This is a genomic window from Allosphingosinicella deserti, from assembly GCF_003012735.1.
GTDB lineage: Bacteria > Pseudomonadota > Alphaproteobacteria > Sphingomonadales > Sphingomonadaceae > Allosphingosinicella > Allosphingosinicella deserti.
Map to the genome: position 1 here is coordinate 128,358 of NZ_PXYI01000005.1, position 24,791 is coordinate 153,148.

A 24,791-nucleotide genomic window follows, 5' to 3' on the forward strand; every position below is an offset into this window, starting at 1 on the left:
CACGTGCCGTCCGGTCTCACGTCTTTGGCTTGGGCGCGATGTGCCCGATGCAGCGGCACGGCGCTGGGTCTTGCGGCAGGCACCGATCCGGTACCGGCCCACAATCTTTGGATTCTGCCGCCACCCCTGCTAGGGGCAGCGCCGAACCCTTCCCGAAAAGACCGATGACCGACCTCAGCAAGCTCCGCAATTTTTCCATCATCGCCCATATCGACCATGGCAAGTCGACTCTCGCCGATCGCCTGATCCAGCGCACCGGCGGGCTCACCGAGCGCGAGATGTCGAGCCAGGTGCTCGACAATATGGACATCGAGAAGGAGCGCGGGATCACGATCAAGGCGCAGACCGTGCGCCTCGATTACACCGCCAAGGACGGCGAGACCTATGTCCTCAATCTGATGGACACGCCGGGCCACGTCGACTTCGCCTATGAGGTCAGCCGCAGCCTCGCCGCCTGCGAGGGCGCCTTGCTGGTCGTCGACGCCGCCCAGGGCGTCGAGGCGCAGACGCTCGCCAACGTCTATCAGTCGATCGAGCATGATCATGAGATCGTGCCGGTGATCAACAAGGTCGATCTGCCCTCGGCCGATCCCGACAAGGTCAAGAAGGAGATCGAGGACATCGTCGGGCTCCCGGCAGACGATGCCGTGCTCGCCTCGGCCAAGACCGGCATCGGCATCGACGAGGTGCTGGAAGCGATCGTCACCCGCATCCCGCCGCCCAAGGGCGACCGCGACGCGCCGCTGAAGGCGATGCTCGTCGACAGCTGGTACGATCCCTATCTCGGCGTCGTCATCCTGATCCGCGTCATCGACGGCGCGATCAAGAAGGGCCAGAACGTCAAGTTCATGGCCGGCGGCACCACCCACCTCGTCGACCGCGTCGGCGCCTTCCGCCCCAAGATCGAGCAATTGCCCGAATTGGGCCCGGGCGAGATCGGCTTCATCACCGCCCAGATCAAGGACATCTCGGAGACCCGCGTCGGCGACACGATCACCGACGTCCGCCGCCCCGCGACCGAGGCGCTGCCGGGCTTCAAGGAAGTCCAGCCGGTGGTGTTCTGCGGCCTGTTCCCGGTCGATGCCGCCGATTTCGAGAAATTGCGCGAGTCGATCTCCAAGCTGCGGCTCAACGACGCCAGCTTCAGCTTCGAGATGGAGACGTCGGCCGCCCTCGGCTTCGGCTTCCGATGCGGATTCCTCGGCCTGCTCCACCTCGAGATCATCCAGGAGCGGCTGACCCGCGAATATGATCTCGACCTGATCACGACCGCGCCGAGCGTGGTCTACAAGATCCACCTCACCAAGGCGGCGGGCGAGGCGGAAGCGCGCACGATCGAGCTCCACAATCCCGCCGACATGCCCGATCCGAACCGGATCGCGAGCATCGAGGAGCCGTGGATCGAGGCGACGATCTACGTGCCCGACGAATATCTCGGCTCGATCCTCAAGCTCTGCCAGGACCGCCGCGGCATCCAGAAGAACCTCACCTATGTCGCCGGACGCGCCCAGCTCACCTACGAGCTGCCGCTGAACGAAGTGGTGTTCGATTTTTACGACCGGCTGAAGTCGATCAGCCGCGGTTATGCCTCGTTCGACTATCACCAGATCGGCCACCGCGAGGGCGACCTTGTCAAGATGAGCATCCTCGTCAACAACGAGCCGGTCGACGCTTTGTCGATGATCGTCCACCGCGTCGCCGCCGAGGCTCGCGGGCGCCACATGTGCGAGCGTCTGAAGGACCTGATCCCGCGCCACCTGTTCAAGATCCCGATCCAGGCGGCGATCGGCGGCAAGGTCATCGCCCGCGAGACGATCGCGGCGCTGCGCAAGGACGTCACCGCAAAATGCTATGGCGGCGACATCAGCCGCAAGCGCAAGCTTCTCGAGAAGCAGAAGGAAGGCAAGAAGAAGATGCGCGAGTACGGCTCGGTCAGCATCCCCCAGGAAGCCTTCATCGCCGCGCTGCGGATGGGCGAGGAGTAAGCGGTCGGCACCGTCGTCGTTGTAGAGCCTGATACACAGCTCGGGCCGGAGCTAAGAGCTCCGACCTAAGATGATCAGGCCCTTGTGCCGGGCGGGCCGGATCCCGACCACGCGGAGGCACGCCGCTGCTGTGCGACAGCGTTCAGCGTAAAATACGCGGAAAATACCCAAATGGCGGCGCCTTCGAACGGAGCCGCGGGCGAGGAGCGGAATGTTGGAGACCATCGCCTACAAGGTGCTGACGGCTGAGCAATTGACGGAGCTGCAGCGCGGCGGCTGGCGCGGTTCCGCGCTCGACCTGCAGGACGGCTTCATCCACCTGTCGGCGGCCGCCCAGCTGACCGAGACGGTGGACAAGCATTTCGCCGGCCGCAGCGACCTGGTCGTCGCCGCAATCGATCTCGCCGCGCTCGGCGCCGCAGTGCGCTGGGAGCAATCGCGCGGCGGCGCGCTGTTCCCGCATGTCTATGGCGATCTGCCGCCCTCCGCGGTCCTCGCCCATGCGCCGCTTGCCCGCAACGGCAGTGGCGAGGTGGTTCGCCCGGCCTGAGCAACTGCAAGTGGACGCGCTCCGCGCGTCCACTTGCAGGATGGGTGGAAGGCCTAGTGCTGTTTGGGCCTGTTCCTGGTCGGCGCCGGACGCGCGTGATGCCGCTGCGCCCTGGTGCGGCTCAAAAAAACAGGTGAAATACAGGCTTCACCTGCTGCTCTTGTCCGTCGGTGGTGGCCGGCGCGGTCACCGTCGGACGCCGATCGGCGTCCGGCCTCGCCGCCGCGGCCCCGCTGCCGTGCCGGCGCGGCAGACGGGGCCACGCCGTCTTCATTTCGTTCGGTCCGCGGCCTTCAAAGACGGGCAGGGCCCGGTGGCGACGGCGTTCGCATCCGGCTCGAACGCGCCGGGCGCAGCGGCAACAGGCGTCGGGCGTGCCCCGACGCCGGCCCCGCAGATCAGGTCAGGCGACCTCCCGCAGCCGCTGCGGCGCGCCGGCGGCCTTATCGTCCGCCGCGGCCGGCGTGCGCGCAGCGGCCCCGCTGCGGATCGATCTCACCGGCTGGGATCCTGCGCGCCGGGGAACGCGTGGACGCGCGGAACCGGGCAGCGACACGACGGAAGCGTGCCCCCGCGCGGAGACTACATTGCGTGCCGCGTCCGCCGACGGAGTTCCGGCCAATGCTCCGGTTCCGGCCTCCGCCGAATCCGCAAGACAGGGCGGATACAGCGTCTCTCCTGCGGACCTGCCCGGCAGGCGTGCGGCGGATCGGCGCTGGGCACGGTCCTCCACCGGGTCCGTGCAGGAGCCAAGGTCGTCAGAACGGGCAGGCGCGGCGCTGGCTGGGGCCGTTGGCGCGACGGCGCGGTTCGTGCGGCGCGGCGTGCTTTCGTCCGCAACAACAGGGGAAATACAGGCGGGCGCTGCCGCTTGCGTGGCATCGTCTTGGCGCTGCGGGGGAGCGGCCCGGGCCGCTCGGCGTGCGGTCTCGACGTCGCCGAGGCCGGGTTCGGGCCGCGCCTGCATCTGCCGTGGCGATACCCGCGCCTTGTGGGTCCCGGTCTGCAGGAGCCTGGTGTGGGCGGCGAGCACCGCCATCACCCTCTGCGCCGCGCTCGGGGTGATGTCGCCGACGCCCATTGCCGCGATCACGGCGGCGCCGGCGGCGACGGCGTCGGCGGCCGAGAGAACTTCCGGCATTTCGAAATCGACCGGCGCGTCTTTGGCGGGCGGGAACAACCGGGTGAAGCAGACCCGCATCGCCGCCCAGTCGCCGGCGAGCGCGCGATCGACCACCAAGCGCCCGATCGCCGCCGCCTCGCCCTCTTCGAGCAGATCATGCAGCACCGAGGCGCGATTGCGCGAGCCGCGCGGGCGCCCGGCCGGGTTGCCGCTTTGGCCTGGGAGAAACTGACCGCTCTCGGTGCGGGTGGCTCGATCGTGCATGTTCGATCTCCTGCAAGACGGCATCGCGGGCGGATCGTCGTCGTGGCGGCCGACTTGCACAGCGCGCTGTCTCATTCGTTCTTGCATTGTTCTATCTTCTTGCGCGTCCCGGTTCAAGAAGAAAGTTGCGAAAGGCGCATGTTTTCTGTCGCCGCTGTGTGACGGGCCCGCGTAAGCTGACGTTCGCCACTTGAAGAGGCGATCGCCCCGGGAACAGCCGGGGAGGTGGAAAGCGACATTCGGCTACTTCCAGTAACCAGCGCGCCAAGCTTCCCTCGTGCGCCGTGGCCTGCGACGTTTCCGCCACCATTCGAAAAGCACCGGAACAAGCAGGGTGATTGCCAGCACGATCGCGAGAGCGCTGGTCCCGATCCAAGTCCAAGCCACTGCCTTCAAGAATGGCCGATCACCGATGCCACGCCGCCGATTATGCCGGCCCATCCTAAAGGGACAGGATAGCACCAGCAATGGCGCGGCAACGAAATGAGAACCATCTCGGGAACAGGAAAAGAGCGGCGATCAAGATGGATGCTGCCAACCATTCCGCTGCTTCGTTCCAGTTCATGTGTGCGTTGGAGAAGCGGCGCTGATGGCTCATCGCCATCGCACTTCTGGTTCGCTAAAGAGTATCGTTCTTCAGGTCGGATTCCAAAGGGTATCCAGCTTCAAGCCAGCCGGTGATCCCGCCCTGGAGGGCAGCTACGCGGGAAAAACCAAGATCCCGGAGCGTGGCCGCCGCGAGGACGGAGATCTTCCCGAACTCGCAACAAGTCACAAGCCTGGCCGTGGGGTCTGGCAGTTCCGTGTTCACGCGAAGTTCCAGCTGGCCGCGCGGGAGGTGCCGTGCACCCGTAATATGTCCCGCCTCGAACGCCTCCTTCTCTCGGAGATCAAGTACCGTGAGCTCGCTCGGGTTGCTGTCCAGACGGCGGTGCAGCTCAGCCATCGCCATGAATGGCACTTTTCGGGCGGCTTCGGAGAGGAGCTGCGTTACGGTCTTGCCGCCGCTCATGTTGGTGCGCAGCGCTTCTGTCAGGTGGGTTGGAGCCGCAAGGTCGAGGTCGCGCATCATAGCCACGAAGTCGGCTCGATCGGGTTTCTGGAGCCGCTGGTTGCATGTGCGTTCGTGGCCGATAGTGGAGTTGGTCCTGCCCTTGTAGTCGTGCGCGGGATAGACAAGCGTGTCGTCAGGCAGCCGGAGAAGCTTCTCAAACAAGCTGTCGAACATTGCGTGCGGGTCGCCAGTCGGGAGATCGGTCCGACCTGTGCCTTCGATAAGAAGAGTGTCTCCGGTGAACACCCGGTCTTCCATGATCAGACACATCGAATCCGCAGTATGACCCGGTGTGTGCATCGCTGTCAGCTTCAGTGATCCAGCGACGAGCATGTCACCGTCGTCAAGCCGAAGGTCGGTATAGGCTGCCGAACTCAGCCGGTGCAGGACGATGGGCACGCCGAGGAGCCGGCCGAGTTCCTGGCTGCCGGAGAAATGGTCCGCATGCGTGTGCGTATCGACGACGTAGCGAAGAGTGAGACCATGATGCTGGAGCTGCCCGCGGTAGCGATCGACCAGGCTGAGTTCCGGATCGATGAGTATGGCGGCACATGAACTTTCGCACGCGAGGAGATAGGATCGGCAACCGCCCGCCGCGAAGGCTTCGAACAGCACGACCGGCTACCGCGGCTGAACGACGAGGCGAAGATAAGGGCGGGGCGTTTCCCAACCTTCGGGGTAGAGAGTCGCCGCTTCCTCATCGGACACAGACCCGGCGATTATCACCCGGTTGCCATCGCGCCAGTTGACCGGCGTGGCCACTCGATGCCGCGCCGTCAGCTGCAATGAGTCGATCGCGCGCAGGATCTCGTCAAAGTTGCGCCCAGTCGTCATCGGGTAGCTGAGCATCAGCTTTATGCGCTTGTCCGGACCGATGACAAAGACCGTGCGCACCGTTGCATTATCTGTCGCTGTACGACCGTCGGCGCTACCGTCGATCTCTTCAGGAAGCATATTGTAGAGTTTAGATACTACAAGATCGGTGTCGCCAATCATCGGGTAGTTTGGCGCAGTGCCCTGTGTTTCGGCGATGTCTTGGGCCCAGCGGGCATGACTTTCGACCGGGTCTACGCTCAGTCCGATGATCTTCACGCCCCGCCGGTCGAACTCAGGCTTCAGTTTGGCCATTTCTCCAAGCTCTGTCGTGCAGACGGGGGTAAAGTCCTTAGGGTGTGAGAAAAGGATCGCCCAGGAGTCGCCGATCCAATCATGGAAATCGATTACACCCTCGGTCGTGGTGGCGCTGAAATTCGGTGCAACTGAGTTGATGCGAAGATTCATCTAAATTTGCTCCGCGTTTGCGCGCGCCGTCTGTTTGGCGCTGTGCCGGCTTACGTTTGCGGGAAATCCGGGGCTATGCGATTCCGGCAGACAGGCAGGCGTATCATCCGCGATCATTGCGGATGCTCCGAACGGCGCTATTCTTGGCAGACATTCGGGAGCGGAGAGTGTCAGCCGTGCTGTCGGAACACAGCGGTGTTAAGATCAAACGATCGTTCTACGGCGAGTTTACAGATCCGGACCTTATGGCGTCGGCAATCGGCGGTCTGGATCGCCGCGCCCCTGGGCCTCGACCGATGAAGGCTCGCGCGGTGGACTTCCACGCCATGTTTGCGCGCGCGTCGCTCGGCGACGTCAGCCTCGGGGTCGGCAGTTTCGCGCAGGGGGAGCCCCAGCGTGCCGAGCTCAACGAAGGCCACACCTTCCTCTTCGCAACCGAGCCCGGTCTCGTCCGCCGCATGTCGGGGCGCGAGCTTAGCGGCAATCACATCATGCACTTCCGGCCCCACGCGGAAACGGTGGCGACATCTCCGGTGGGCATGGCCTGGGCATTCGCCATCCTGATCGTGCCCGGCGAGGTACTCTCTACGCATGCTCCAGCACTGGCAGGCTTCGACCTCGAGGGCGCGTTACCGAATGACCGGATATTCGCTGTTCAGCGCCGTCCTTTGTCCCGGCTGATCGCGCTTACCAATGACGCAGCCCGGATCACCCGCGACGTGCCCTGGATCATCGAGGCCGCGGAGCCCGCGCGGGCGCTTGCGGGCACGCTGCTCGAGGCGCTGCTGTTGTGCCTTGCACGCGCCGAGCTGCGTCATCACCGTGGGGCGCCCTGGCGTCATCGCCAGATCGTCGAGAGCTTCGAACGACTGCTCGACGAGCGGCCCGAGGAACTGCTGTCCCTTCCGGCGATCTGTGCCGCGTTGGGAGTGCCCGAGCGGACCTTGAATCTCGCCTGTCAGGAATTCCTTGGTGAGAGCGCGGTGCGCTACGCGCGGGGGCGGCGGCTCGATCGGGTGCGCCTTACTCTGCTGTCGTCCGATCCCGAGACGACCCATGTGACGGCAGTCGCGATGCAATATGGTTTCTGGGAGCTCGGCCGTTTTGCGGGCGCCTATCGCCTGCGCTTCGGGGAACGTCCTTCGGAGACCTTGCGGCGCGGACGCTGAGCCGTTGAAGCTCCAAACCGGACGCTTGTCTGCCGGAACTGCATAGCCGCCCCGCCGGACCCCGCCTTATGCGCGGAGGCTCTGAAGAGGGGTCCTTATCATGCGCGCAGCCATCCATCGCAAAAAGCGGCAGTCTATCTTGCCAGCATACACGTCGGCCTCCCTGACGGCGCTGGCGGTTGCGCTCGCCGTGGGTGCGGTGCCGGTTGCGCAAGCGCAGCAAATCACCCGCGGCGGCGGCAATTCTGCGGGCGGGATTGCAGGCGGCGGCGGGGGCCGCGGGGGCGGCGGGGGCGACGGCGGCGTGAGTAGGGGGGGCGCTGGTGGCTCGGCAGCAACCACGCCGGACGGATTGGCGCAAGCCGGGAGCAATGGCACGAACCCCACGAACGGGGCGCCGGGCGGTCCCGCGGGAACCCCGAATGACATATCGGCGGGCGGCGGCGGCGGCGGCGGCGGCCGCCGCCTGGGGCCCGACCCCCAATCTGGCACGGGCGGCGCCGGCGGCGCCGGCGGCCACATGGAAGCGAGGACCGGCGCTTTCTCCTTGAGCGCGGATCATCTTGGTTCGACCGGTGGCAACGGAGTCGGCGGCAACGGCGGCAGCGGCGGCGGCGGCGGCGGCAGCGGTGGCCTGGTGCTGACGGGTTTCGAAGTCAACGTGGAAACTGCCGGGCGCGCGGTGACCGGTGGCACCGGCGGAAAAAGCACTTCCGTCGGTGGCGCTAGCATCGTGGGAGTCGCCGGTGGCGGCGGTGCAGGACTGGTGCTGCTGCAAGGGGGCGCGCTGACGATCTCTGGCGGCTCGGCTATCGCTGGTGGAGCTGGCGGCACTCTTGCGGATTACGGCGGCGGCGGGGGCGCGGGCCTCTTCCTCTATGCAGGCGGCACTCTGGTCAACCAGACCGGGAGTATTCTGGGTGGAAACGGCGGGGGCATAATTCTGGGTATGCACATGGGGGGCGATGGTGGCGCCGGGGTACTCAGCAACCTTGGCACGATCGCGAACCAGGCGGTGATCAAAGGAGGCGACGGAGGCGTTGCCATGTATATCGGCGGGGCCGGCGGCATCGGTGCAGTCGCGTGGGGCGGCAGCATCGACAATGCTGCAAGCGGCGTCATCTCGGGCGGCCAGGGTGCCACCATACGAAATGCTGGCGAGACGAGCAAACCCGGCGTCGGCGGCGCCGGCATCCTGTTCCGCGATGGTCAATCGGCCAGCCTGATCAATTCCGGCACCATCGCAGGGGGCGCGGCGGGAGCAACTCCTTACGGCGACAATGTCGTCGGCGCCGGCGGCGTGGGTGTCACGGGCGCCGCAACCGGCAACATCTCGATCATCAATTCCGGAACGATCACCGGCGGGCTGAACAGCCGGAACGCAGTGCGATCCGACGCGATCGCGCTGTTCGGCAGCGGAAACCGAGTCGAATTGCGCGCGGGTTCGACAATCGACGGCAACGTCGTCGTGTCGGGCGGGAGCGACAATGCGCTGGTGCTCGGCGGTTCCGCTGGTTCCAGCTTGGACGTGTCGCTGGTCGGGGAGCTTGGACAATATCGCGGCTTCGACCGGTTCGAGAAAATCGGGGCTAGCAACTGGACGCTGACCGGAACGGGCGATCAGGACTGGTCGATCACGAGCGGGTCGCTGAAGGGCGACACCAACAGCCTCGGCGGGGATCTCAGCTTCGGGACCAGTGACGGCGATCGCGACGCCATCTTCGATCAGGCCTTTGACGGCACTTACGGCGGAATCCTCTCCGGCGACGGCGTGGTCATCAAAACCGGCACCGGTGCGATGACGATGACGGGTGTCCCAGCGCCCGGCGACACGTTCACCGGCCTGGTGCAGGTGGATAGCGGCGCCCTGGTACTGAACGGCACGGTCGGCGATCGTGCGGGCAAGACGGCCCAACTCCGCGTCGAGGCTGGCGCAATGCTGGGAGGCAGCGGAACATTCCTCGGCAACGTCACCGTTGCCGACGGGGGCATCGTCGGCCCCGGTAGCAGCCCGGGAACGCTCACGATCGCAGGCAATTACACGCTGGGGGCAGGGACTGTCCTCAGATATGAGCTCGGCCAACCCGGTGTGGTGGGAAGCGGGACCAATGACCTCATCGTCGTCGGCGGGAATCTCACGCTCGACGGCAGTCTGGAGGTGACCGCACTGCCCGATTTCGGCGCCGGCTATTATCGCCTGATCGATTATGCCGGTACGCTGACCGACAACGAGCTGGCGGTGGGCACGACGCCGGCGGGCTTCACCGGCACGGTGCAGACGGGAATAGCCGGACAGGTCAACATCCTGTTCAACGATGGCGCGCAGCGGGTACAATATTGGGACGGCGCCGACGCAACCGGCAGCTCCGCGGCTGTGAATGGCGACGGTGGTACCGGCGTGTGGCGCGCCGCCGGCACCAACTGGACCGCAGCGAGCGGCTTCGGAGTCAATGACGGCTGGGCGGGGCAGGCAGGCGTCTTCGCGGGCGTCGCTGGCGGCACGGTAACCGTAGAGGGTACGCAGAGCTTCCAGCGCCTGCGGTTCGATACCGCAGGCTATGTGCTGGAAGGCGGAGCGCTCGCGACCACCGGCGGCTTCTCGATCATCGAGGTGAACGCGGCCACGACGATCAACACAGCCATCGCGGGTGGTGCCGGTCTCACCAAGACGGGTGCAGGCGCGCTGACCATGGGCGGCGCGAACAGCTACAGCGGCCGCACCACCGTAAGCGCGGGGAGCCTGTCGCTTGCCACGGGCGGGCAGATTGCGGGCGGGCTGCACAACGAGGCGTCGTTCTCGAACGCGGGCACAGTTGATGGCTTGGTGACCAACGTCGGCACTCTCTCTTCCACCGGAACGCTGAACGGCACCCTTATCAACCAGGGCGTCGCCGATCTCTCTGGCCAGGTGCAGGGCCGGATCGAGAATCACGGTACGATCGCGCTCACGGGCGCGTTGTCGGGTGTCACGCGCCTGAGCCAGGGGGAGCTTGGCAGCCTGGACGTCGCAGGGTTCGAGATGCGGCTCGATGTGCTGGATGGCCAAGGCAGCGTCGCCATGGGCGGTGGAAAGCTGGTGATCGGCTCGTCAGGGCGCAGTTCCGAATTTGCCGGCACGATCGCCGGTGGCGGCACCGTGACGATCGCCGGGGGCAGCTTCCAGGGCACCGGAACGATCGACGCGACTATGGTCGTTGCCGACGGCGCCCATCTGAACGGCGTTCAAGGCACCACATTATCGGTGGGCTCGCTGATGCTAGCAGCGGGATCGCAGCTCGATGTGACGCTCGGCACGCCCTCGACCGCCCCGTTGTTCGACATCGATCGGAACCTCACGCTCGACGGGGTGATAAATGTAAGCGCCAGTCCTGCGTTCGGCGTAGGCGTCTATCGGCTTTTCGACTATGGAGGCGCCCTCACCGACAATGGCCTCGAACTCGGCGCCGTAAGCGGCGCTACCGGCTACCAGCTTTCGATTCAGGGTGGTGCCGGGCGCGTCAATCTAGTGAACACCGCAGGGGCCACGCTCGCATTCTGGGACGGCGGCGCTGTCGGCTTCCACAACAATGGCGCGGTCGACGGCGGAAGCGGCACCTGGAGCACCGGCGGCGCCAACTGGACGACGGTGGATGGCGGCGTGAACAGCGCGATGACGCCGCAGCCGGGTTTCGCCGTGTTCCAGCGAAGCGGCGGCACTGTCACGATCGACGACACCGCAGGTCAGGTCTCTGCGACCGGCATGCAGTTCGCGACGAATGGCTATACACTCGAGGGCAGCCCTATCGCGCTCGCCGGCGAGCGTGCAGTGATCCGAGTCGGTGACGGCAGTGCAGCAGGCGCAGGCATGCGCGCGACGATCGCAGCCTCGCTGAGCGGACAGGCGGCGCTGGTCAAATTAGATCTGGGCACGCTCGTCCTCAGCGGAGCCAATAGCTACACCGGGGATACCATCATCAGTGATGGAGCCCTGTCGCTCTCCGCAGGGGGGGTGATTGCCGGAGCGGTCCGGAACGACGCCAGCTTCTCGAATGCCGGCACCGTGAACGGACCGGTAACCAACGCCGGGACCTTCGCTTCGACCGGCACTCTCGATGGCAGCCTCGTCAACCAGGGCGCCGCCAACCTCGCCGGGCAGCTTCGGGGCAGTATCGAGAACAACGGCACGGTGGCGCTCACGGGCGCGCTGTCCGGCGTCACGCGCCTGTACCAGGCGACGGGTGCCAGCCTCGATGCGGCCGGGTTCGATTTGGCGCTCGACGCGCTCGACGGCGGCGGCAGCATTGCGCTGGGCGGCGGAACGCTGGCGATCGGCGCGGCCGGCACCAGCTCGACGTTTGGCGGCACGATCACTGGTGGCGGCACCGTCACGATCGCCGCGGGCATCTTCCAGGGCACCGGAACGATCGACGGGGCAGTGGTCGTCGCCGACGGCGCCCATCTCAATGGCATCGAGGGCAGCAGCCTGTCGATCGGCGCCCTGAGGCTCGGCGCGGGATCGCAACTCGATGTGACCCTTGGAGCACCTTCGGGTGTTGCTCTGTTCGACATCGGCGGGGACCTCACGCTCGACGGCACGGTGAATGTGAGCGCCGGCCCTGCCTTCGGCGCCGGCATCTATCGCCTGCTCGACTATCGAGGTGCGCTCACCGACAATGGGCTGGAACTCGGCGCTGTGACGGGGGCGTCTGGTGCCGGCCTTTCGGTTCAGAGCGGTGCCGGACACGTCAATCTAGTGAACACCGCAGGAGTGACGCTCGCATTCTGGGACGGCGGCGCTGCCGCTATCCACAACAATGGGGCGGTCGACGGCGGAAGCGGCACCTGGAGCACCGGCGGCGCCAACTGGACCACGGTGGATGGCGGCGTGAACAGCGCGATGACGCCGCAACCGGGCTTTGCCGTGTTCCAGGGAAGCCCCGGCACGGTGAAGATCGACAATACCGCGGGCCAGGTCACCGCGACCGGCATGCAGTTCGCGGCGGATGGCTATACACTCGAGGGAGGCCCTATTGCGCTCGCCGGCGAGCGTGCGGTGATCCGCGTCGGCGACGGCAGCGCGGCAGGCGCCGGCATGCGCGCGACGCTCGCAGCCTCGCTGACCGGGCAGGCGGCGCTGGTCAAATCCGACCTGGGCACGCTCGTCCTCAGCGGAGCCAACAGCTACACCGGCGGCACCCTCGTGGAGGCAGGCACCCTCGTTGGTGATCTTAATTCTTTGCACGGCGACATCGCCAATAATTCAACGCTGGTGTTCGATGTTGCCGCGAACGGGACCTTCGGCGGGTCGGTCACCGGCGCCGGTGCGACGATCAAGTCGGGCGCCGGAGCTCTGACGCTTGCCGGTGCGAATGCTACGAACTGGCAGGTCTCCGCGGGGAGCCTGATCACCACCTCCAAGCTTTTTGCGGGCAACGTGGATCTGAAGGCGGGGGCCGCCCTCGTGTTCGATCAAGCCGCAGCGGGGACTTATTCCGGAACCATTGTCGGCAACGGAACAATCGCCGTACGTGGTGGCGGGTCGATAGCGTTCACCGGCAATGGCTCGGCTTTCCTCGGCACGACGAATGTCGCCGGGGGGCAGCTGCTATCGATCAACGGCACTCTGGGCGGAATGCTCGACATTGCTGCGGCGGCTCGCCTGCAAGGTAGCGGAACGGCCGGGTCGGCCAACGTCACAGGAACGATCGCGCCCGGCAATTCGATCGGCACGCTCACCTTCAGCGGCAATCTGGCGCTTGCGCCCGGCAGCGTCTACGAGGTGGAGGCAGACGCGTCCGGCGCGAGCGACCGCATCATCGTCGGCGGCACTGCGTCGATCGGAAGCAATGCGGCCGTCAACGTGCTTGCCGCAGACGGGAACTACGCGCCCAAAACCAGTTATACGATATTGACCGCAGGCCAAGGCGTCACCGGCACGTTCGCATCCGTCACGTCCAACCTCGCCTTCCTCACCCCAACGCTGGACTATTCAGCCAATGCGGTGACTCTCAATCTGCGTCGCAACAGTGTCGACTTCGCCACGGTTGGCGAGACCCATAATCAGATCGAAATCGCCCCAGCCGTCGAGGCGCTCGGCCCGGGCAGTGACGTGTACGACGCCGTGATTGCGCTCACGGCATCCGAAGCCCGAGATGCCTTCGATCAGCTTTCAGGTTCGGGGCATGCCAGCGTTCGCAGCCAATTGCTCGAAGACAGCCGTTTCGTGCGGGACGCGATGGTTGCCCGCGAAGGCGTGGTGCGTGGTGCCGGCATGACGTTATGGGGTCGCGTGCTGGGAAGCTGGGCCACAAGCAAGGTTAACCGCGACGCGCCTGGCTACGAGCGTGATCTCGAAGGATTGCTGACCGGCTTCGATGGGGGGCTGGGCGAGAACCTGCGGGCCGGGGTGGCGCTTGGCTACTCGAAGTCGGACATTCATGGGAAGAGTGGTCGCCACGAGATCCAATCCTATCATGCCGGCGGGTACCTTATGGGCACCTTCGGAGCATTCTCACTCGCGGTTGGAGGTGCTTATGCTTGGAATGAGGTTCAGGCGTCGCGTCGGGTGGCGTTCGGAACCTTCGAGCAGACGATATCGGGTGACTATAGTGCGCGCACCTTGCAGACGTTCGGCGAAGCAGCGTTCAAAGGCGAGCTTGGCGGCATCATCCTCCAACCGTTTCTAAGCCTCGCGCATGTCCGTTTGTTTGACGCAGAGATCCGTGAACAGGGCGGCGGCGCGGCGCTGCGCGGCGGCAAGAGCACTGCCCGGGTGACCTGGGGCAATCTCGGAATTCGGACGAAAGCCGATATCGGTCTGAACGGCCTTGGCCTGCGCTTTGCCGGTTCAGTCGCCCTCCGTCACGCCTTCGGCGATCGTTCGCCGGACGTCGATCTTGCACTCACGGGCGGATCGACTTTCAGCGTCATCGGCGCTGGCATCGAGCGGAACAGCATCGCGATCGATGGAGGCTTAGAGGCGGACCTCACTCAAAATCTGGTGGTGAGCATCAGCTACACGGGCAATCATGGGAAGAGGATCAACGACCATGGCGCACGCGCGTCTCTCGCTTGGCGCTTCTAGATCGCAGCCCCATGACTGCCTCACCGCGCGCAGAACTTCAAGGCGCGGCGCAGCGAACATGCTCCGATTGTCGCGGGCGACGAAACGGTCCAGACCGCCATGAACAGTCTTACTTCTGGCGTCTATCATGGCCGTGGTTTCGGCGAGATACTCGATGAGCGCAATGTCTCCTATGGGTCGATCCGCGCTGTAGCGCCATGATCCTGCCTCTGGCGGCGCGACCGTCAGGCTGCCTGGCGAAAGCGGACGTAGCCCGGGGCGCCGCCGGCTCCGGACCGGAAGAGCTGAATCGAGTGGGAATACGACGTTCGGCTAAAGGCAGCCCGCCTCCAGAACCAAGCCGAGGTTAGAGAAGATACCGAATGTATAGACCTGCGCAGATGTTTGCTATCATCTGGAAATTATTTGCGACAGCTGGGTTGCTAGTTTTCTGTGTTATTTTTCTGATCTGGTTGTCAAGCGAAGGTCGTGCGCTAGCTGTCTCAGGATCAACGATTTCTATATTTTCTGTTGTGTCAAAAAGACGGCAACATATCTTAGGCTTCTGTCAGTCTTGCTAGGAGCGATGATAATCGGCTGCGCGGACGTTTCTGCAGGATCCGCTTGTGTCGCGGACCCGGCGCTCTGCGTCGGCCACGCCAATCCCCTTCAGGAATACTTTCTTAGGGGCGCTTCCGTGACGATCATCGTATTTCTGGCATTCTCGGGTGCGATCTGTTTGGAGCGCATCGCAGTGCGAGCGCAGGCTTCTGCAAAGACATCCGATCACTGAGACGCTATAAACAGGGACCGACTTCGATGGCAGCGACGCAGCGCGACCATCGTAGGATCTCAGGTCACCGGGACGATCACCGATGACGACGCACGTCGGCGCGCGAGGGATCGAGCTTGTAGAAGCCCGTAGACTTCACCCCTGACGGGCTGGGCGCAACACGACGTGATCCCCCGCTTTCTCCTCCAGTTTGAGCTAGCGTCGACTCCTTGCGAATACGAGCAAGCTGTAGCGAGACATAGAAAGACACTGCGGAGTTGACGGTGAGTAACCTCCAAGTTGAACCTCAGACGCGCACCACAGAAATGTCGGAAAAGGGTTGCAGCCGCTATAGGAGCTCCCGCATCCTCAACGACGCACGATGGTCGGTCTATTGCGCGCAACCGGACGTTCGCCGTCGCGGCCGCCGACAACGTCGGGAACAGCCGGGGAGGGTGGAAAGGCGACATAGCCGCGAGACCCGTTCATGATTATGCGAGGGATCCAGGACTGGGAGAATGGTTGTTAGGGAGCCGCCAAGATGGACGAAGCTGTACTAGTAGGATTTGCGACGGAGGCGATCATCATGACGTGCGCTGTTTTGGTTGCGGCGCTCGCGGGGCGGCGATGGAACGTCCTTACCGGCCTAGTCGCGGGTGTTTCCGTCGGGATCATACTTTGGTGGATCTCATTCTACGGCTGGGGCCTTTGGTTTATTTTCTCCTAACATTCTAGATAATGGCGCAGCTGCAATGGACGGACCCATGCCGATCGACGTCACTAGCTTCTCCTCCGAAGACCATCGAGATCATGATATGATGATGGTGGAGGCGGCTCCACCCATCGGGAGCATGAGCCCTGGACAACGAAGAGGCGGCTGCGATCGTCCCGGACGCAGACTGGCACCACCATCTTCTTGCCGTTGGTGGCCAATAGCCGATCACTTCGGGAACCTCCTTTCGCAACCCACAACTTGCGCTGTCACTCGTCAATGACCGTCTTGCGTCGCGAGCCGACCAACCGTGTCGATCCGGCGCACGCCAGCATCGATGTCAGGCTGTCGCGCAATTCCGGACATTGGCCGAGCCGCTCTTCGATTCCCGCCGGAACAGCCGGCCAGGGTCGAAAAGCGACATCGTATCAGAATGCAGGTTCGCTCCCGTCCCCGAGGTGTAGCTGTCCTGCCCGAACTGTGAACCACAGAGCGGGATCGGTCCGGCGATCCACAAGGTGCCACTGAGGCTGGCCTTCAGTCGTTGAGAACGAGAGGAAGTGGGTGTCATCCTCGGTTACAAGTTCAACCTCAGGCAACCTGCTGAACAGCGCTAAGCCCTTGACACGTCTGTCGCGGAGCCGAGCCAGGCTTCCCTCCCAAATCTCCTCGTCGCTCCAACTACCGCAGAGGATGCCGGTCTCGTCTTCGATCCGCCAACTCCACTTCACGCCGAGCGAGACCTCTCCCTTAGGATGACCAGGAGAGCCATCGCGATTTGCCCTCGGCGTAAGCTTGCCAAACTCAATGAAGACCGCAGACCCGTAACCGCGCCACACGTAGCTTACGGGCTGGCCGGATAGGCTGTTTGCCAGCGCGTAAAATGATGAGGTTGCTTCCATGATGCATGACTGCCTTATGAGCGCAAGGGCAGCAATGGGTCGGACCCGGTCTAACGTCCCGAACCGGCGTGCGCCGGCGGCGAACGTCAGGCTGCGGCGCGAGAGCGGACGTTCGCGGACGGGCGTCAGTTGCCGGCGGGAACAGCCGGGGAGGGTGGTTAGCTGGCCTCGGAGCAGCGACGCTGATGCTGGCTCTGGCGATACACCGAATAGGAGACCCACAAGGTAGACGCGAGGATCGCGAAGCTTGTGCCCAGGCCTGGTGCGATTTGCCCCAAGGCGAAGGCGAGACCTGCAATGAGCGAGGCAACGGCCACGTACACCCAGATTCGAAACATCGCTCTTCTCCTCGGCCGCCCGATCGATGCTAGCTCCCTTGTAAGGAGAAGTCGATGTCGGCTGTGGGTCGGAGCACGTCCTGGGTCCTCACCAAGCGCACGCCGGCGGCGAACGGCAGGGTGCCGCGCGGAAGCGGACCTCCGCAGGGGCGTCTGGCAATCGCGCCGGGAACGGCCGGGGAGGGTGCAGGCCGTGTGAAAACTCGCTCCGCACCGCGCGCTGTAGAATAATCTTCTATTCGCCGCAGTGCTTGGCTTGCGGCAGCCGCTTTGAAGCATTCAAAACCAGCTCTCTTGGGTGGCAAACTCTTCAATGCGGCGGGCCGCCGCGTTCGCTCAGGAAAATCTTCTACCGCGTCAAGGCGTCGCGGTGTTTTCACACAGCCTCGGCGGTTTCCACGCATCCGCCTTCTCTGCTAACCGTGCGACGTGAGCGAAACATCGGATCAGGGCGCCTCGGGCGCTGGCACGAGAGCTTCCCGATGCGGCCACATGGATCGGCATCCGCAAAATGATTGGCAGTCGATCCACTATGACCCGCGCTTCGATGAATACTGGATAGCGGCAGGGTCTGCGCGGCAGTGCCTCTTCTTCTGTCCGTGGTGCGGCGTCCCCTTGCCAGAGTCAAAGCGCGACCGCTGGTTCGATGAACTGGAAGCGCTCGGATACCCTGACCCGCTGTTCGACAATGTACCGGCAATCTATCGCACCTCCGAGTGGTGGACGCGCTGCGCCGTGACAGAGAAGGGCAGCTAGGGGTCGCAGCCGGTTCTGGGAGGTGGCGCCACTTCGGCGACGTGCGATGGTCAGCCGATCGCGCGGAAGCGGACATTCACCGCCGCGGCCTGCGATCACACCAGGAATAGCCGAAGAGGGTGGAAAAGCGAAGTTAGTTCAGCAGGGCGGCACCGGACGCGACACTTGTAACCGTTCCGTCCTGGTCAGCCGTCCAGCGCACGCTCTACGCCAAGCCGCCAGTGCGGTCTGGCCAGCGCTCTAGGGAGGCGCATCGAGCTTCGTCGCATAAAGGTGTCCGTCCTCCAACTTGGAAGCCCTGTGCTTCCAATGCACCCTTTAACTTTGTCTCGGATATGCCGGGCGCGAAGCGCTCCTCCAGCCTGCGGCCGAGCTCACGACGTGCGTCGTCGATCGTTAGGCTTTCGAGGCCAGCAATGAGTTGGGAAGGTGGTTGCGTCTGGCCGCAGTTCGCCAGCATCAGGAACAGGGCTGCCAGCGATGGGAGCTTCATCAGCCGATTATGTTCTATTTGGGCGATATCCGTAAAGGGTCGGAGCACGTCCTACGTCTCGGTCTGGCGCACGCCGCCGGCCAACGTCTGGCCACCGCTCGGAACCTGACATTCGTGAGACCGCCAGGCGATCGACACGGGAATGACAGGGCAGGGTGGAAGGTGGACATTAACCGCCTCCAGTTTATGATTGCTTCACGTCGTTCGCCTCGCTCGTTTTGGTGCAGTTGCTCATCCGGTGCAAGGTCAGCCTGCTCTGGCACGAGCCAACCCACCGGAGAGTCAGGGCTCGTACACGGTCACCTCTCCGTGGGTGAGTCTATCGGTCTCCTAAGGGGTCAGCAAAGTATCCTTGTGGCTGCGAATTGGGATGAAAGATGCGCATTCGTTGGAAATATGTAGCCCGCAGAGTTGCGCTCGCGCTGATCCTCGCGAGCATCTATGCAGCGGAAAGGTTCTTTCGCTGGGATTTCATGTTTTACGTCATGTTTGCCTATGTTCTCGTTTGCTCTTTCTTCTTGGATGAGTTCCTTGGCTTCAAAAAACGAGAGCAAGGCTCCGGGCAATTACGCGAAGATTGATTTGGGTGACGGTGCATCGCCGCGTTCGGAGCCAATGGGACGAATTCCCCGGGGAGTGGATAGCGGCACCGCCTTGGCGAGATGCGGTTGCTAACGCCAGCCTTGGGAAGCGACCCTGAAGCCATTGACCACTCGCTCGAAGCGGACGTTTCCGCACGGCCTTCGCGCGATTTCGCGTCTTTGAAACCGTCGACGTCAAACTGGGTGGTTAGTTCGGACAGCCGCTATGGGTCGCAGCCGGCTGTAGGAGCCGGCGCAACCTCGGCGTGGCGCGATCGTCAGGCTATCGCGCGGAACCGGACGTTCGCCGCCGCAGCTTCCGATTGCATCGGAAACAGCCGAAACGGGCGGACAGCAGCCCTTATCGAGCTGCTCGGAAGAGACGGCGCTGCGCCTCGTTGATGGAGCGCTCATCACAATCCACCTCGCGTTTGGTCGAGGGAAGGTGGTCGCGGCGCTCGCTCCAGTCGTAGAAAAGGGTTCCGTGGATGCCTTGTGCGTCGCGCTTCAAGATTGGACGCTCCCACAGCTGGGACAGGATTGCTCCTGCACGTTGATCGCCGAGGCGATCAACGAAGTCTTCGATGACTTCTATGTCCTGGCCGTTCGGAAAGATCGCGGCGAACTCCTCTTCGGTGGCCTGGAACACGCTGAAAGTCGCGTTCAGCGCTCCATCGATGATCTGGACGTTTTTCATGGGAACTGTCTGACACCATGGATGGATGACTGCAATCGGTCGGAGCACGTCCCAGGTCCCCACATGGCGAACGCCAGCGGCGAAGGTCTGGGTGCTGCGCAGAAGCGGACCTTCGCAGGGTTGCCTGGCGATCGCCTGGAACCCGGACGTAAGCACAACCAGGAGAATCGGTTGGTTTAGCGGACCGGCAGCTAATCCAGGGTCAGCTTGAACGCTGCCGGTCACCCGCCGCTAGAGCTTCACCGCCGCGTTGCCCCCGTCGGCCCAAAGAGCCGATCCCGTAACGAAACTCGACATGTCGCTCGCGAGAAACAGTGCTGCCTGCGCGATTTCTTCGGGGTGAGCGATCCGCTTCATGGCATGGAGACCCGCAGCCCATTCGCGCTGCGCAGCGTTGCCGGCCAGATCAGTAGCCGTACCCCCGGGGAGAAGAGCGTTCGCGCGAATGCCGTTTGCGCCATAGTCTGCCGCTATTCCCCGGACCAACCCCAGTAGCCCCGCCTTGGCCGCCCCATAAGGAGCCATTCCCGGTAGGCCCACACTGTTCCCAACGAAGCTGCCGGTGAAGATGAGCGCACCCTTGCCGTACTCCAGCATGGCGGGGATCTGCGCGCGCGCGCCGAGAAAGGCTGCAGTCAAATTCACGGCCAGCACTTCGGACCATTGTCGGGGCTGAATTTCGGCCAGCGGCGCCATGGCGCCGACTAGCCCCGCATTGTTGAAGGCGATGTGCAAGCCGCCGAACGTCATTCGGGCGGCAGCCACAGCCTCATCGTGCGTGCGCTCCTCGCTGACATCTCCAACCACGGCGATGGCTCGGCCACCTTGGTCTTCGATTTCCTGAACCGCTGTTTTCAGGCACTCTTCTCGCCGGGCGACGAGCACGACGGATGCGCCGTTCGCCGCAAAGAGTTGCGCGGCCGCCTTGCCAATCCCTGAACTGGCACCCGTGATAATCGCCACTTTGCCGTCTAGCAGTCTCATTGTTCAGCTCCTTTGGTGGAGCCGGGTGGCTAAGGCACGCCGCAGCCGGGCACGTCCCATTCCTTGTCGCCAAACCTCACAACTTATCTGGCCGGCAGAGGGCTCCGTGCCGACATCCGCTTCTAGACTCGGGGTCCGCTAGGGCTCGCGGGCGGCTGTAGGAGCCCAGGCGATCTCGAGGAGGCGCGATTGTCCTTGAACTTCCGAAAAGCCCTGCGGCCTACACAGAGCGTAGCTCCAAGCGTGATGAAGACCTTCAGGAGGCAATGCGGGCATGCCAGGCCAACATCGCCGTCTCCGCTACGGTTGCCAATTCGGCAGCGCTCGTGCCGTCGCGGGCAAGAAGGGACATGCCATTCTGGACCGTCTGCACGAAGCGGGCGAGCGAATGGATATCCAATGTATCCGCGATTTCTCCCTCCGCGACGGCCTGCTCGAAGCGGGCGACGAGCCGCTCCAGCGTGACGTTGCGCGCCGCGGCGACGAGTGCACCCAAAGCCGTCTGACCCTCAGAGCCGACCGCAGACAATGTCACCATGCATCCGTTCGGAGTTCGGCTCAGTCCTGCAGCGGAGTCCTGCAGGAACGCCTCCACGGCTTCCGTTGCCGTGTTCGCCTTGGAGAACCGGCTCCACACGATCGCCTCGTGCGTCTCGCGATAGTGGCCAAGCGCTTCGGCATAGAGGGCCTCCTTTGATCCGAAAGCAGCATAGAGGCTCGGCGAGCCTATCCCCATCGCCTCCGTGAGGTCGGAGATCGAGGTCGCGCAATACCCCTTTTTCCAGAAGAGATGCATCGCTGCGGTAAGCGCCGCCCCGCGATCGAAGGCGCGTGGCCTGCCACGCCCGCGGCCCGGGGGGGAAGCATCGGCTTCTGTGTCCATTTTCTGCATCGATCGATATATAATTCATTGACAGGCGAGCGCAACGTCCACATCTGATCTGTATCGAACGACACAGAAAGGAATGGACGATGCAGGAATTGTCGGGCAAACGCGCCTTGGTAACTGGAGGGTCCCGCGGCATTGGCGAGGCGATTGCCCTTGCTCTCGCGGAGAAGGGGGCGGATGTCGCAATAACCTACGACCGGTCCGCCGACCGAGCGGCCCAGGTGGTCGATGCCATCAAAACCAAAGGACGCCGGGCCGCCGCCATCAAGGCCGACAGCGCCGACCCGGCGGCGATCCAGCATTCGGTCGACGAAGCGGCGCGCGTGCTCGGTGGCCTCGACATTCTCGTCAACAATGCCGGTATCGCCCGCTACAACACTATTGCCGACTTCGCGGTAGAGGACATCGACGCGCTGCTCGCGGTGAACGTGCGCGGCCCGGTGCTCGCGTCCAAGGCGGCCATTCCGCATCTCACGGGAGGCGGGCGCATCATCAACATCGGATCCGCGGGCGCCGATCGCATCGTGGGCGCGCCCGGCACGGTCTACTACATGACCAAATCCGCGCTTCAGTCGCTCACGCGGGGACTTGCCCAGGAGCTCGGGCCACGGGACATCACCGTGAACCTGGTGCAGCCGGGATCGACGAACACCGACATGAACCCCGAGGGGGGCGAAAGCGCGGATTACCAGCGCAGTCTCATCCCGCTGGGCCGCTTCGGCCAACCAGAGGATGTCGCTGCCGCCGTCGCCTTCCTCGCAACTCCCGCCGCCCGTCAGATCACCGGCACCATCCTCAACGTGGACGGGGGTGCCCTCACCTGAGGCGCTACGTTCCGGATCGGCGCCCATCGGACGATGGGCGCCGATCAGACTGCCGCCTGTGGGGCCCCCACGCTATTGTGTGGTCGTCTTCAAGGCGAAGATAATCGTCAACTCCATACGTCACATCGGTTACTCGAGCTTCGAGTTCGTCGCGATCCGCGTCCGTCGGAGTGTCCGTGATGCGCAGCCTCGACGAACTCGCAACTGTCCGCGTTCGGTCGGACCTGGTCGACCGCCCGGCCTGAGGTGTCTCGGCACCGACGTCAGGCTGCAGTGCGAGAGCGGACGTTCGCGGGCCCACCCTGCGGTTCCCGCAGGAACAGCGGGGCAGGCCGGAGAGCGGCCGTTGGAACTCCCGGCCGTTTTCGCAAGCATCATGGCATGGCCGACTATACGCGCGACCATCTGACCTGGCTCCTCGGAGTGGTACGCGTCTCGGTGTGGCGGCGAATGGGAGCATGTTCACGGAGTAGAGATCGACACGCATGACAGTGCAGGTTGGCTCGTCAGGATCGACCCGACTGACACCGGCCTGGACGGGCGACCGTTCGAGACCGTTTTAGTGAATGTAGGTTCGGCCGAGGGAGACCCCTCTACCCGCCGGCACCGCTGCCATGTCGTGAGCAACAGGTTCGAAGCCTGACGCGGCGTCCATGATCTCTCTGCCGTCATCGGCCTATTCCGCGAGTGGGCTAGCGCTCCTGCCGCAAATTGAGGTCCGCTTAGGGTCACAGGCGGCTGTAGGCGATGGGCGATCTCGATGGATTGCGATCGTCGGCCTATCGCGGAGAACCGGACGTTCGCCTCCGCAGCCCGCGATCGCGTTCGGAGCAGCCGGATGGGTTAGTTGGCCTTCGGCCCTCGTCGTGAGCTGCCGTCGTGCTTGGCCCTGGTATGCGTCAGGTCAACGGCTCCGTTCCCGAGACGACCCAAGCGCGTGCATCCGCGGGCGTGGCCACGATCCGGGCATAGGATTGGGTGAACAGCCGGCGGATCTGCATTCGGGCAAGCGAGCTCCCCGTTACGACCGCCAGCGCCCGCGCCTTCGGCATCGTCGCCATGTGCTCGCCCATGCGTCGGATCATCTCCTGAGGCTGGATGGGGCACGCGCATACATCGATGATCATGGCGTAGTCGCGCAGTCCGTGGGCGATGAATTCCTGCTTCAGGTCTGCGATATACGTGTCGACCTCTGCGACAGACATCAACCCGCCGAGGGTCACCTCGACGATCGACCGAGCAGCATCAACGTGTATACGATACATCATAGTCTCCGCTGCAAGGCTACCTACACTTGGATGTGTTCATGAACGGTTGACGATGGCGGCGCCTATATGGCCCACTCCTCTGATCGAGCTCCGTCTCACCGGCGCAGTCCTGCGACCCTTCGCTGGCTCCATTGCCCCCCCGGTGATCGCACGCGCGAAGCTGTTCTGCTTCCCGGAAAGCCGGGCTAAGGGCCTATGACTGCTAAGGTAGATATTGTTGAAAAAGTCAGAGCAAAGCCGAACCGCGGCTCAGCGGCGCGCCGAGAGGAATATTCCAGCCGCCGCGCGCGGCTCCGCCTATGAGCGAATGACGCTCGTTTGTGGAAGAACCTTCTACGATTTTGCCCCTCGCTCCGGAGGAAGATATGTCACCGGAGTTTTTCAATACTGTCGTGGAAATTGGATATTGGACCGGTTTGGCAAAAAAGAGATGGTACAGGGCGTCTAGTGCCCTACCATCGCAAGGGATCGGATACGAAGCGAGGGAATTCGGGTCTAGCGACGAGGCCCTCTCACTCTGAAGGTTTCGATGATAGCTTCAAGCCGGGACCGCAACGAATGTCTGCGGGTTGGGACCTCATACAGACGATTGCTCAAAAGCGGTTGCAAGGACCGGCAGACTTCGGAGCATCCTCGCTCCCAAGGGAAGCGTCCATTCTCATCCGGCCAGAAGAGTTGATAGGCGGGTATTGGTTTTGAGATACCGGCCAACTGGTGGCAGAATTGCGCGTCCCCGAACCGGTCCGCTGTAACGTTGGACGCTTCGACGAAGCGCCCCACCACATGGTGGCCGTCGCACTTCATAGGCCAGTGCTGGTCGTCACGAAATGATATGAGGTTTTCCAGCGCGTCGATCATCTCGTTGTAGAGCCGCAGAAGGGTGTCGAGCATAAACTTGTCGCCGAACACGATTATCTCGGGCAATCCGTAGGTCGCGAAGAAGCCATAGGTAACGAGATAGCTTGGCGCGGCGTCCAACCCCATGAAGACGGTAAAGCCTGAACCATCTTTCTCGAACGTTTCTTTCACGTGCCGCTTATACTCGTCCAATCTCTATCTCCGGGTTCCTGCTCACCGCAGCTTTTGCCATTGACTTATACGGCCTCT

16 protein-coding genes and 1 pseudogene are annotated in these 24,791 nt (G+C 63.7%); 8 read left to right on the plus strand and 9 right to left on the minus strand.

Features of this window, described 5'->3' with window-relative positions; translation table 11 throughout:
- Nucleotides 1–164 precede the first annotated feature (164 nt).
- Together lepA and C7I55_RS16085 are read left to right on the plus strand one after the other, a co-directional pair.
- On the plus strand, nucleotides 165–1,985 hold the full coding sequence (lepA, locus tag C7I55_RS16080) for a translation elongation factor 4 (RefSeq protein WP_106514035.1): 1,821 nt from the start codon (nucleotides 165–167) through the stop codon (nucleotides 1,983–1,985).
- A 211-nt stretch (nucleotides 1,986–2,196) separates the two neighbouring features.
- Nucleotides 2,197–2,535: a DUF952 domain-containing protein gene (locus C7I55_RS16085; RefSeq protein WP_106514036.1), complete on the plus strand. Its 339-nt coding sequence runs from the start codon at nucleotides 2,197–2,199 to the stop codon at nucleotides 2,533–2,535.
- Between the two features lie 403 nt (nucleotides 2,536–2,938).
- Here the strand turns inward: C7I55_RS16085 and C7I55_RS16090 are convergent, their stop codons facing one another.
- The 3 genes from C7I55_RS16090 to C7I55_RS16100 form a co-directional block, all read right to left on the minus strand.
- Nucleotides 2,939–3,922 (minus strand): DUF5681 domain-containing protein, encoded by a 984-nt coding sequence (locus C7I55_RS16090; RefSeq protein ID WP_106514037.1) that lies wholly within the window; start codon nucleotides 3,920–3,922, stop codon nucleotides 2,939–2,941.
- Between the two features lie 619 nt (nucleotides 3,923–4,541).
- Nucleotides 4,542–5,591, minus strand: coding sequence for an MBL fold metallo-hydrolase (locus C7I55_RS16095; RefSeq protein WP_106514038.1), 1,050 nt, complete (start codon nucleotides 5,589–5,591; stop codon nucleotides 4,542–4,544).
- A gap of 6 nt (nucleotides 5,592–5,597) precedes the next feature.
- Nucleotides 5,598–6,257, minus strand: coding sequence for a peroxiredoxin (locus C7I55_RS16100; RefSeq protein ID WP_106514039.1), 660 nt, complete (start codon nucleotides 6,255–6,257; stop codon nucleotides 5,598–5,600).
- A 311-nt stretch (nucleotides 6,258–6,568) separates the two neighbouring features.
- Here C7I55_RS16100 and C7I55_RS16105 point away from each other — a divergent pair, with 311 nt between their 5' ends.
- A complete protein-coding gene (locus C7I55_RS16105) occupies nucleotides 6,569–7,426 on the plus strand; it encodes an AraC family transcriptional regulator (protein ID WP_158266454.1) in 858 nt (285 codons plus the stop codon).
- A gap of 139 nt (nucleotides 7,427–7,565) precedes the next feature.
- Entirely contained in the window at nucleotides 7,566–14,489 is a 6,924-nt protein-coding gene (locus C7I55_RS29255; protein WP_146151045.1) for an autotransporter outer membrane beta-barrel domain-containing protein, read from the plus strand.
- A 1,891-nt stretch (nucleotides 14,490–16,380) separates the two neighbouring features.
- Here C7I55_RS29255 and C7I55_RS27775 read toward each other — a convergent pair.
- Nucleotides 16,381–16,854 (minus strand): hypothetical protein, encoded by a 474-nt coding sequence (locus tag C7I55_RS27775; protein ID WP_146151046.1) that lies wholly within the window; start codon nucleotides 16,852–16,854, stop codon nucleotides 16,381–16,383.
- 830 nt (nucleotides 16,855–17,684) lie between these two features.
- On the opposite strand from C7I55_RS27775, the gene C7I55_RS16130 reads away from it, so the two are divergent.
- The gene (locus tag C7I55_RS16130; protein WP_106514045.1) at nucleotides 17,685–17,948 is read left to right on the plus strand and encodes a DUF6980 family protein; all 264 of its coding nucleotides are present in this window, start codon (nucleotides 17,685–17,687) and stop codon (nucleotides 17,946–17,948) included.
- Nucleotides 17,949–18,818: 870 nt separating this feature from the next.
- Nucleotides 18,819–19,022, plus strand: coding sequence for a hypothetical protein (locus C7I55_RS16135; RefSeq protein WP_106514046.1), 204 nt, complete (start codon nucleotides 18,819–18,821; stop codon nucleotides 19,020–19,022).
- A 361-nt stretch (nucleotides 19,023–19,383) separates the two neighbouring features.
- Here C7I55_RS16135 and C7I55_RS16140 read toward each other — a convergent pair whose 3' ends face one another.
- The 3 genes from C7I55_RS16140 to C7I55_RS16150 all read right to left on the minus strand — a co-directional run bounded on the left by C7I55_RS16140 (nucleotide 19,384) and on the right by C7I55_RS16150 (nucleotide 21,586).
- Nucleotides 19,384–19,719 (minus strand): hypothetical protein, encoded by a 336-nt coding sequence (locus tag C7I55_RS16140; protein WP_106514047.1) that lies wholly within the window; start codon nucleotides 19,717–19,719, stop codon nucleotides 19,384–19,386.
- Between the two features lie 231 nt (nucleotides 19,720–19,950).
- Complete coding sequence (locus tag C7I55_RS16145) at nucleotides 19,951–20,703, minus strand: SDR family oxidoreductase (protein WP_106514048.1); 753 nt, start codon at nucleotides 20,701–20,703, stop codon at nucleotides 19,951–19,953.
- A gap of 256 nt (nucleotides 20,704–20,959) precedes the next feature.
- Nucleotides 20,960–21,586, minus strand: a complete 627-nt coding sequence (locus C7I55_RS16150) for a TetR/AcrR family transcriptional regulator (protein ID WP_233222244.1) — start codon at nucleotides 21,584–21,586, stop codon at nucleotides 20,960–20,962.
- An 89-nt stretch (nucleotides 21,587–21,675) separates the two neighbouring features.
- On the opposite strand from C7I55_RS16150, the gene C7I55_RS16155 reads away from it, so the two are divergent.
- Both C7I55_RS16155 and C7I55_RS29485 read left to right on the plus strand, forming a co-directional pair.
- Nucleotides 21,676–22,416: an SDR family NAD(P)-dependent oxidoreductase gene (locus C7I55_RS16155; RefSeq protein ID WP_106514050.1), complete on the plus strand. Its 741-nt coding sequence runs from the start codon at nucleotides 21,676–21,678 to the stop codon at nucleotides 22,414–22,416.
- Nucleotides 22,417–22,849: 433 nt separating this feature from the next.
- Nucleotides 22,850–23,059 (plus strand): annotated as a pseudogene (locus C7I55_RS29485) (Imm53 family immunity protein); the annotation flags it as partial.
- A 256-nt stretch (nucleotides 23,060–23,315) separates the two neighbouring features.
- Here C7I55_RS29485 and C7I55_RS16165 read toward each other — a convergent pair.
- Together C7I55_RS16165 and C7I55_RS16170 are read right to left on the minus strand one after the other, a co-directional pair.
- Nucleotides 23,316–23,681, minus strand: a complete 366-nt coding sequence (locus tag C7I55_RS16165) for a hypothetical protein (protein WP_106514052.1) — start codon at nucleotides 23,679–23,681, stop codon at nucleotides 23,316–23,318.
- 498 nt (nucleotides 23,682–24,179) lie between these two features.
- Nucleotides 24,180–24,734 carry a DUF4262 domain-containing protein gene (locus C7I55_RS16170; protein ID WP_106514053.1) on the minus strand — a complete coding sequence of 185 codons (555 nt, stop codon included), beginning with the start codon at nucleotides 24,732–24,734 and terminating at the stop codon, nucleotides 24,180–24,182.
- Nucleotides 24,735–24,791: the final 57 nt, after the last annotated feature.

Bases quoted from the DNA above. Each gene is read 5' to 3' on its own strand.
- lepA (WP_106514035.1), top strand. From the start codon at position 165: ATGACCGACCTCAGCAAGCTCCGCAATTTTTCCATCATCGCCCATATC.
- C7I55_RS16085 (WP_106514036.1), top strand. From the start codon at position 2,197: ATGTTGGAGACCATCGCCTACAAGGTGCTGACGGCTGAGCAATTGACG.
- C7I55_RS16090 (WP_106514037.1), bottom strand. From the start codon at position 3,922: ATGCACGATCGAGCCACCCGCACCGAGAGCGGTCAGTTTCTCCCAGGC.
- C7I55_RS16100 (WP_106514039.1), bottom strand. From the start codon at position 6,257: ATGAATCTTCGCATCAACTCAGTTGCACCGAATTTCAGCGCCACCACG.
- C7I55_RS27775 (WP_146151046.1), bottom strand. From the start codon at position 16,854: ATGGAAGCAACCTCATCATTTTACGCGCTGGCAAACAGCCTATCCGGC.
- C7I55_RS16130 (WP_106514045.1), top strand. From the start codon at position 17,685: ATGGATCGGCATCCGCAAAATGATTGGCAGTCGATCCACTATGACCCG.
- C7I55_RS16135 (WP_106514046.1), top strand. From the start codon at position 18,819: ATGCGCATTCGTTGGAAATATGTAGCCCGCAGAGTTGCGCTCGCGCTG.
- C7I55_RS16140 (WP_106514047.1), bottom strand. From the start codon at position 19,719: ATGAAAAACGTCCAGATCATCGATGGAGCGCTGAACGCGACTTTCAGC.
- C7I55_RS16145 (WP_106514048.1), bottom strand. From the start codon at position 20,703: ATGAGACTGCTAGACGGCAAAGTGGCGATTATCACGGGTGCCAGTTCA.
- C7I55_RS16150 (WP_233222244.1), bottom strand. From the start codon at position 21,586: ATGGACACAGAAGCCGATGCTTCCCCCCCGGGCCGCGGGCGTGGCAGG.
- C7I55_RS16155 (WP_106514050.1), top strand. From the start codon at position 21,676: ATGCAGGAATTGTCGGGCAAACGCGCCTTGGTAACTGGAGGGTCCCGC.
- C7I55_RS16165 (WP_106514052.1), bottom strand. From the start codon at position 23,681: ATGTATCGTATACACGTTGATGCTGCTCGGTCGATCGTCGAGGTGACC.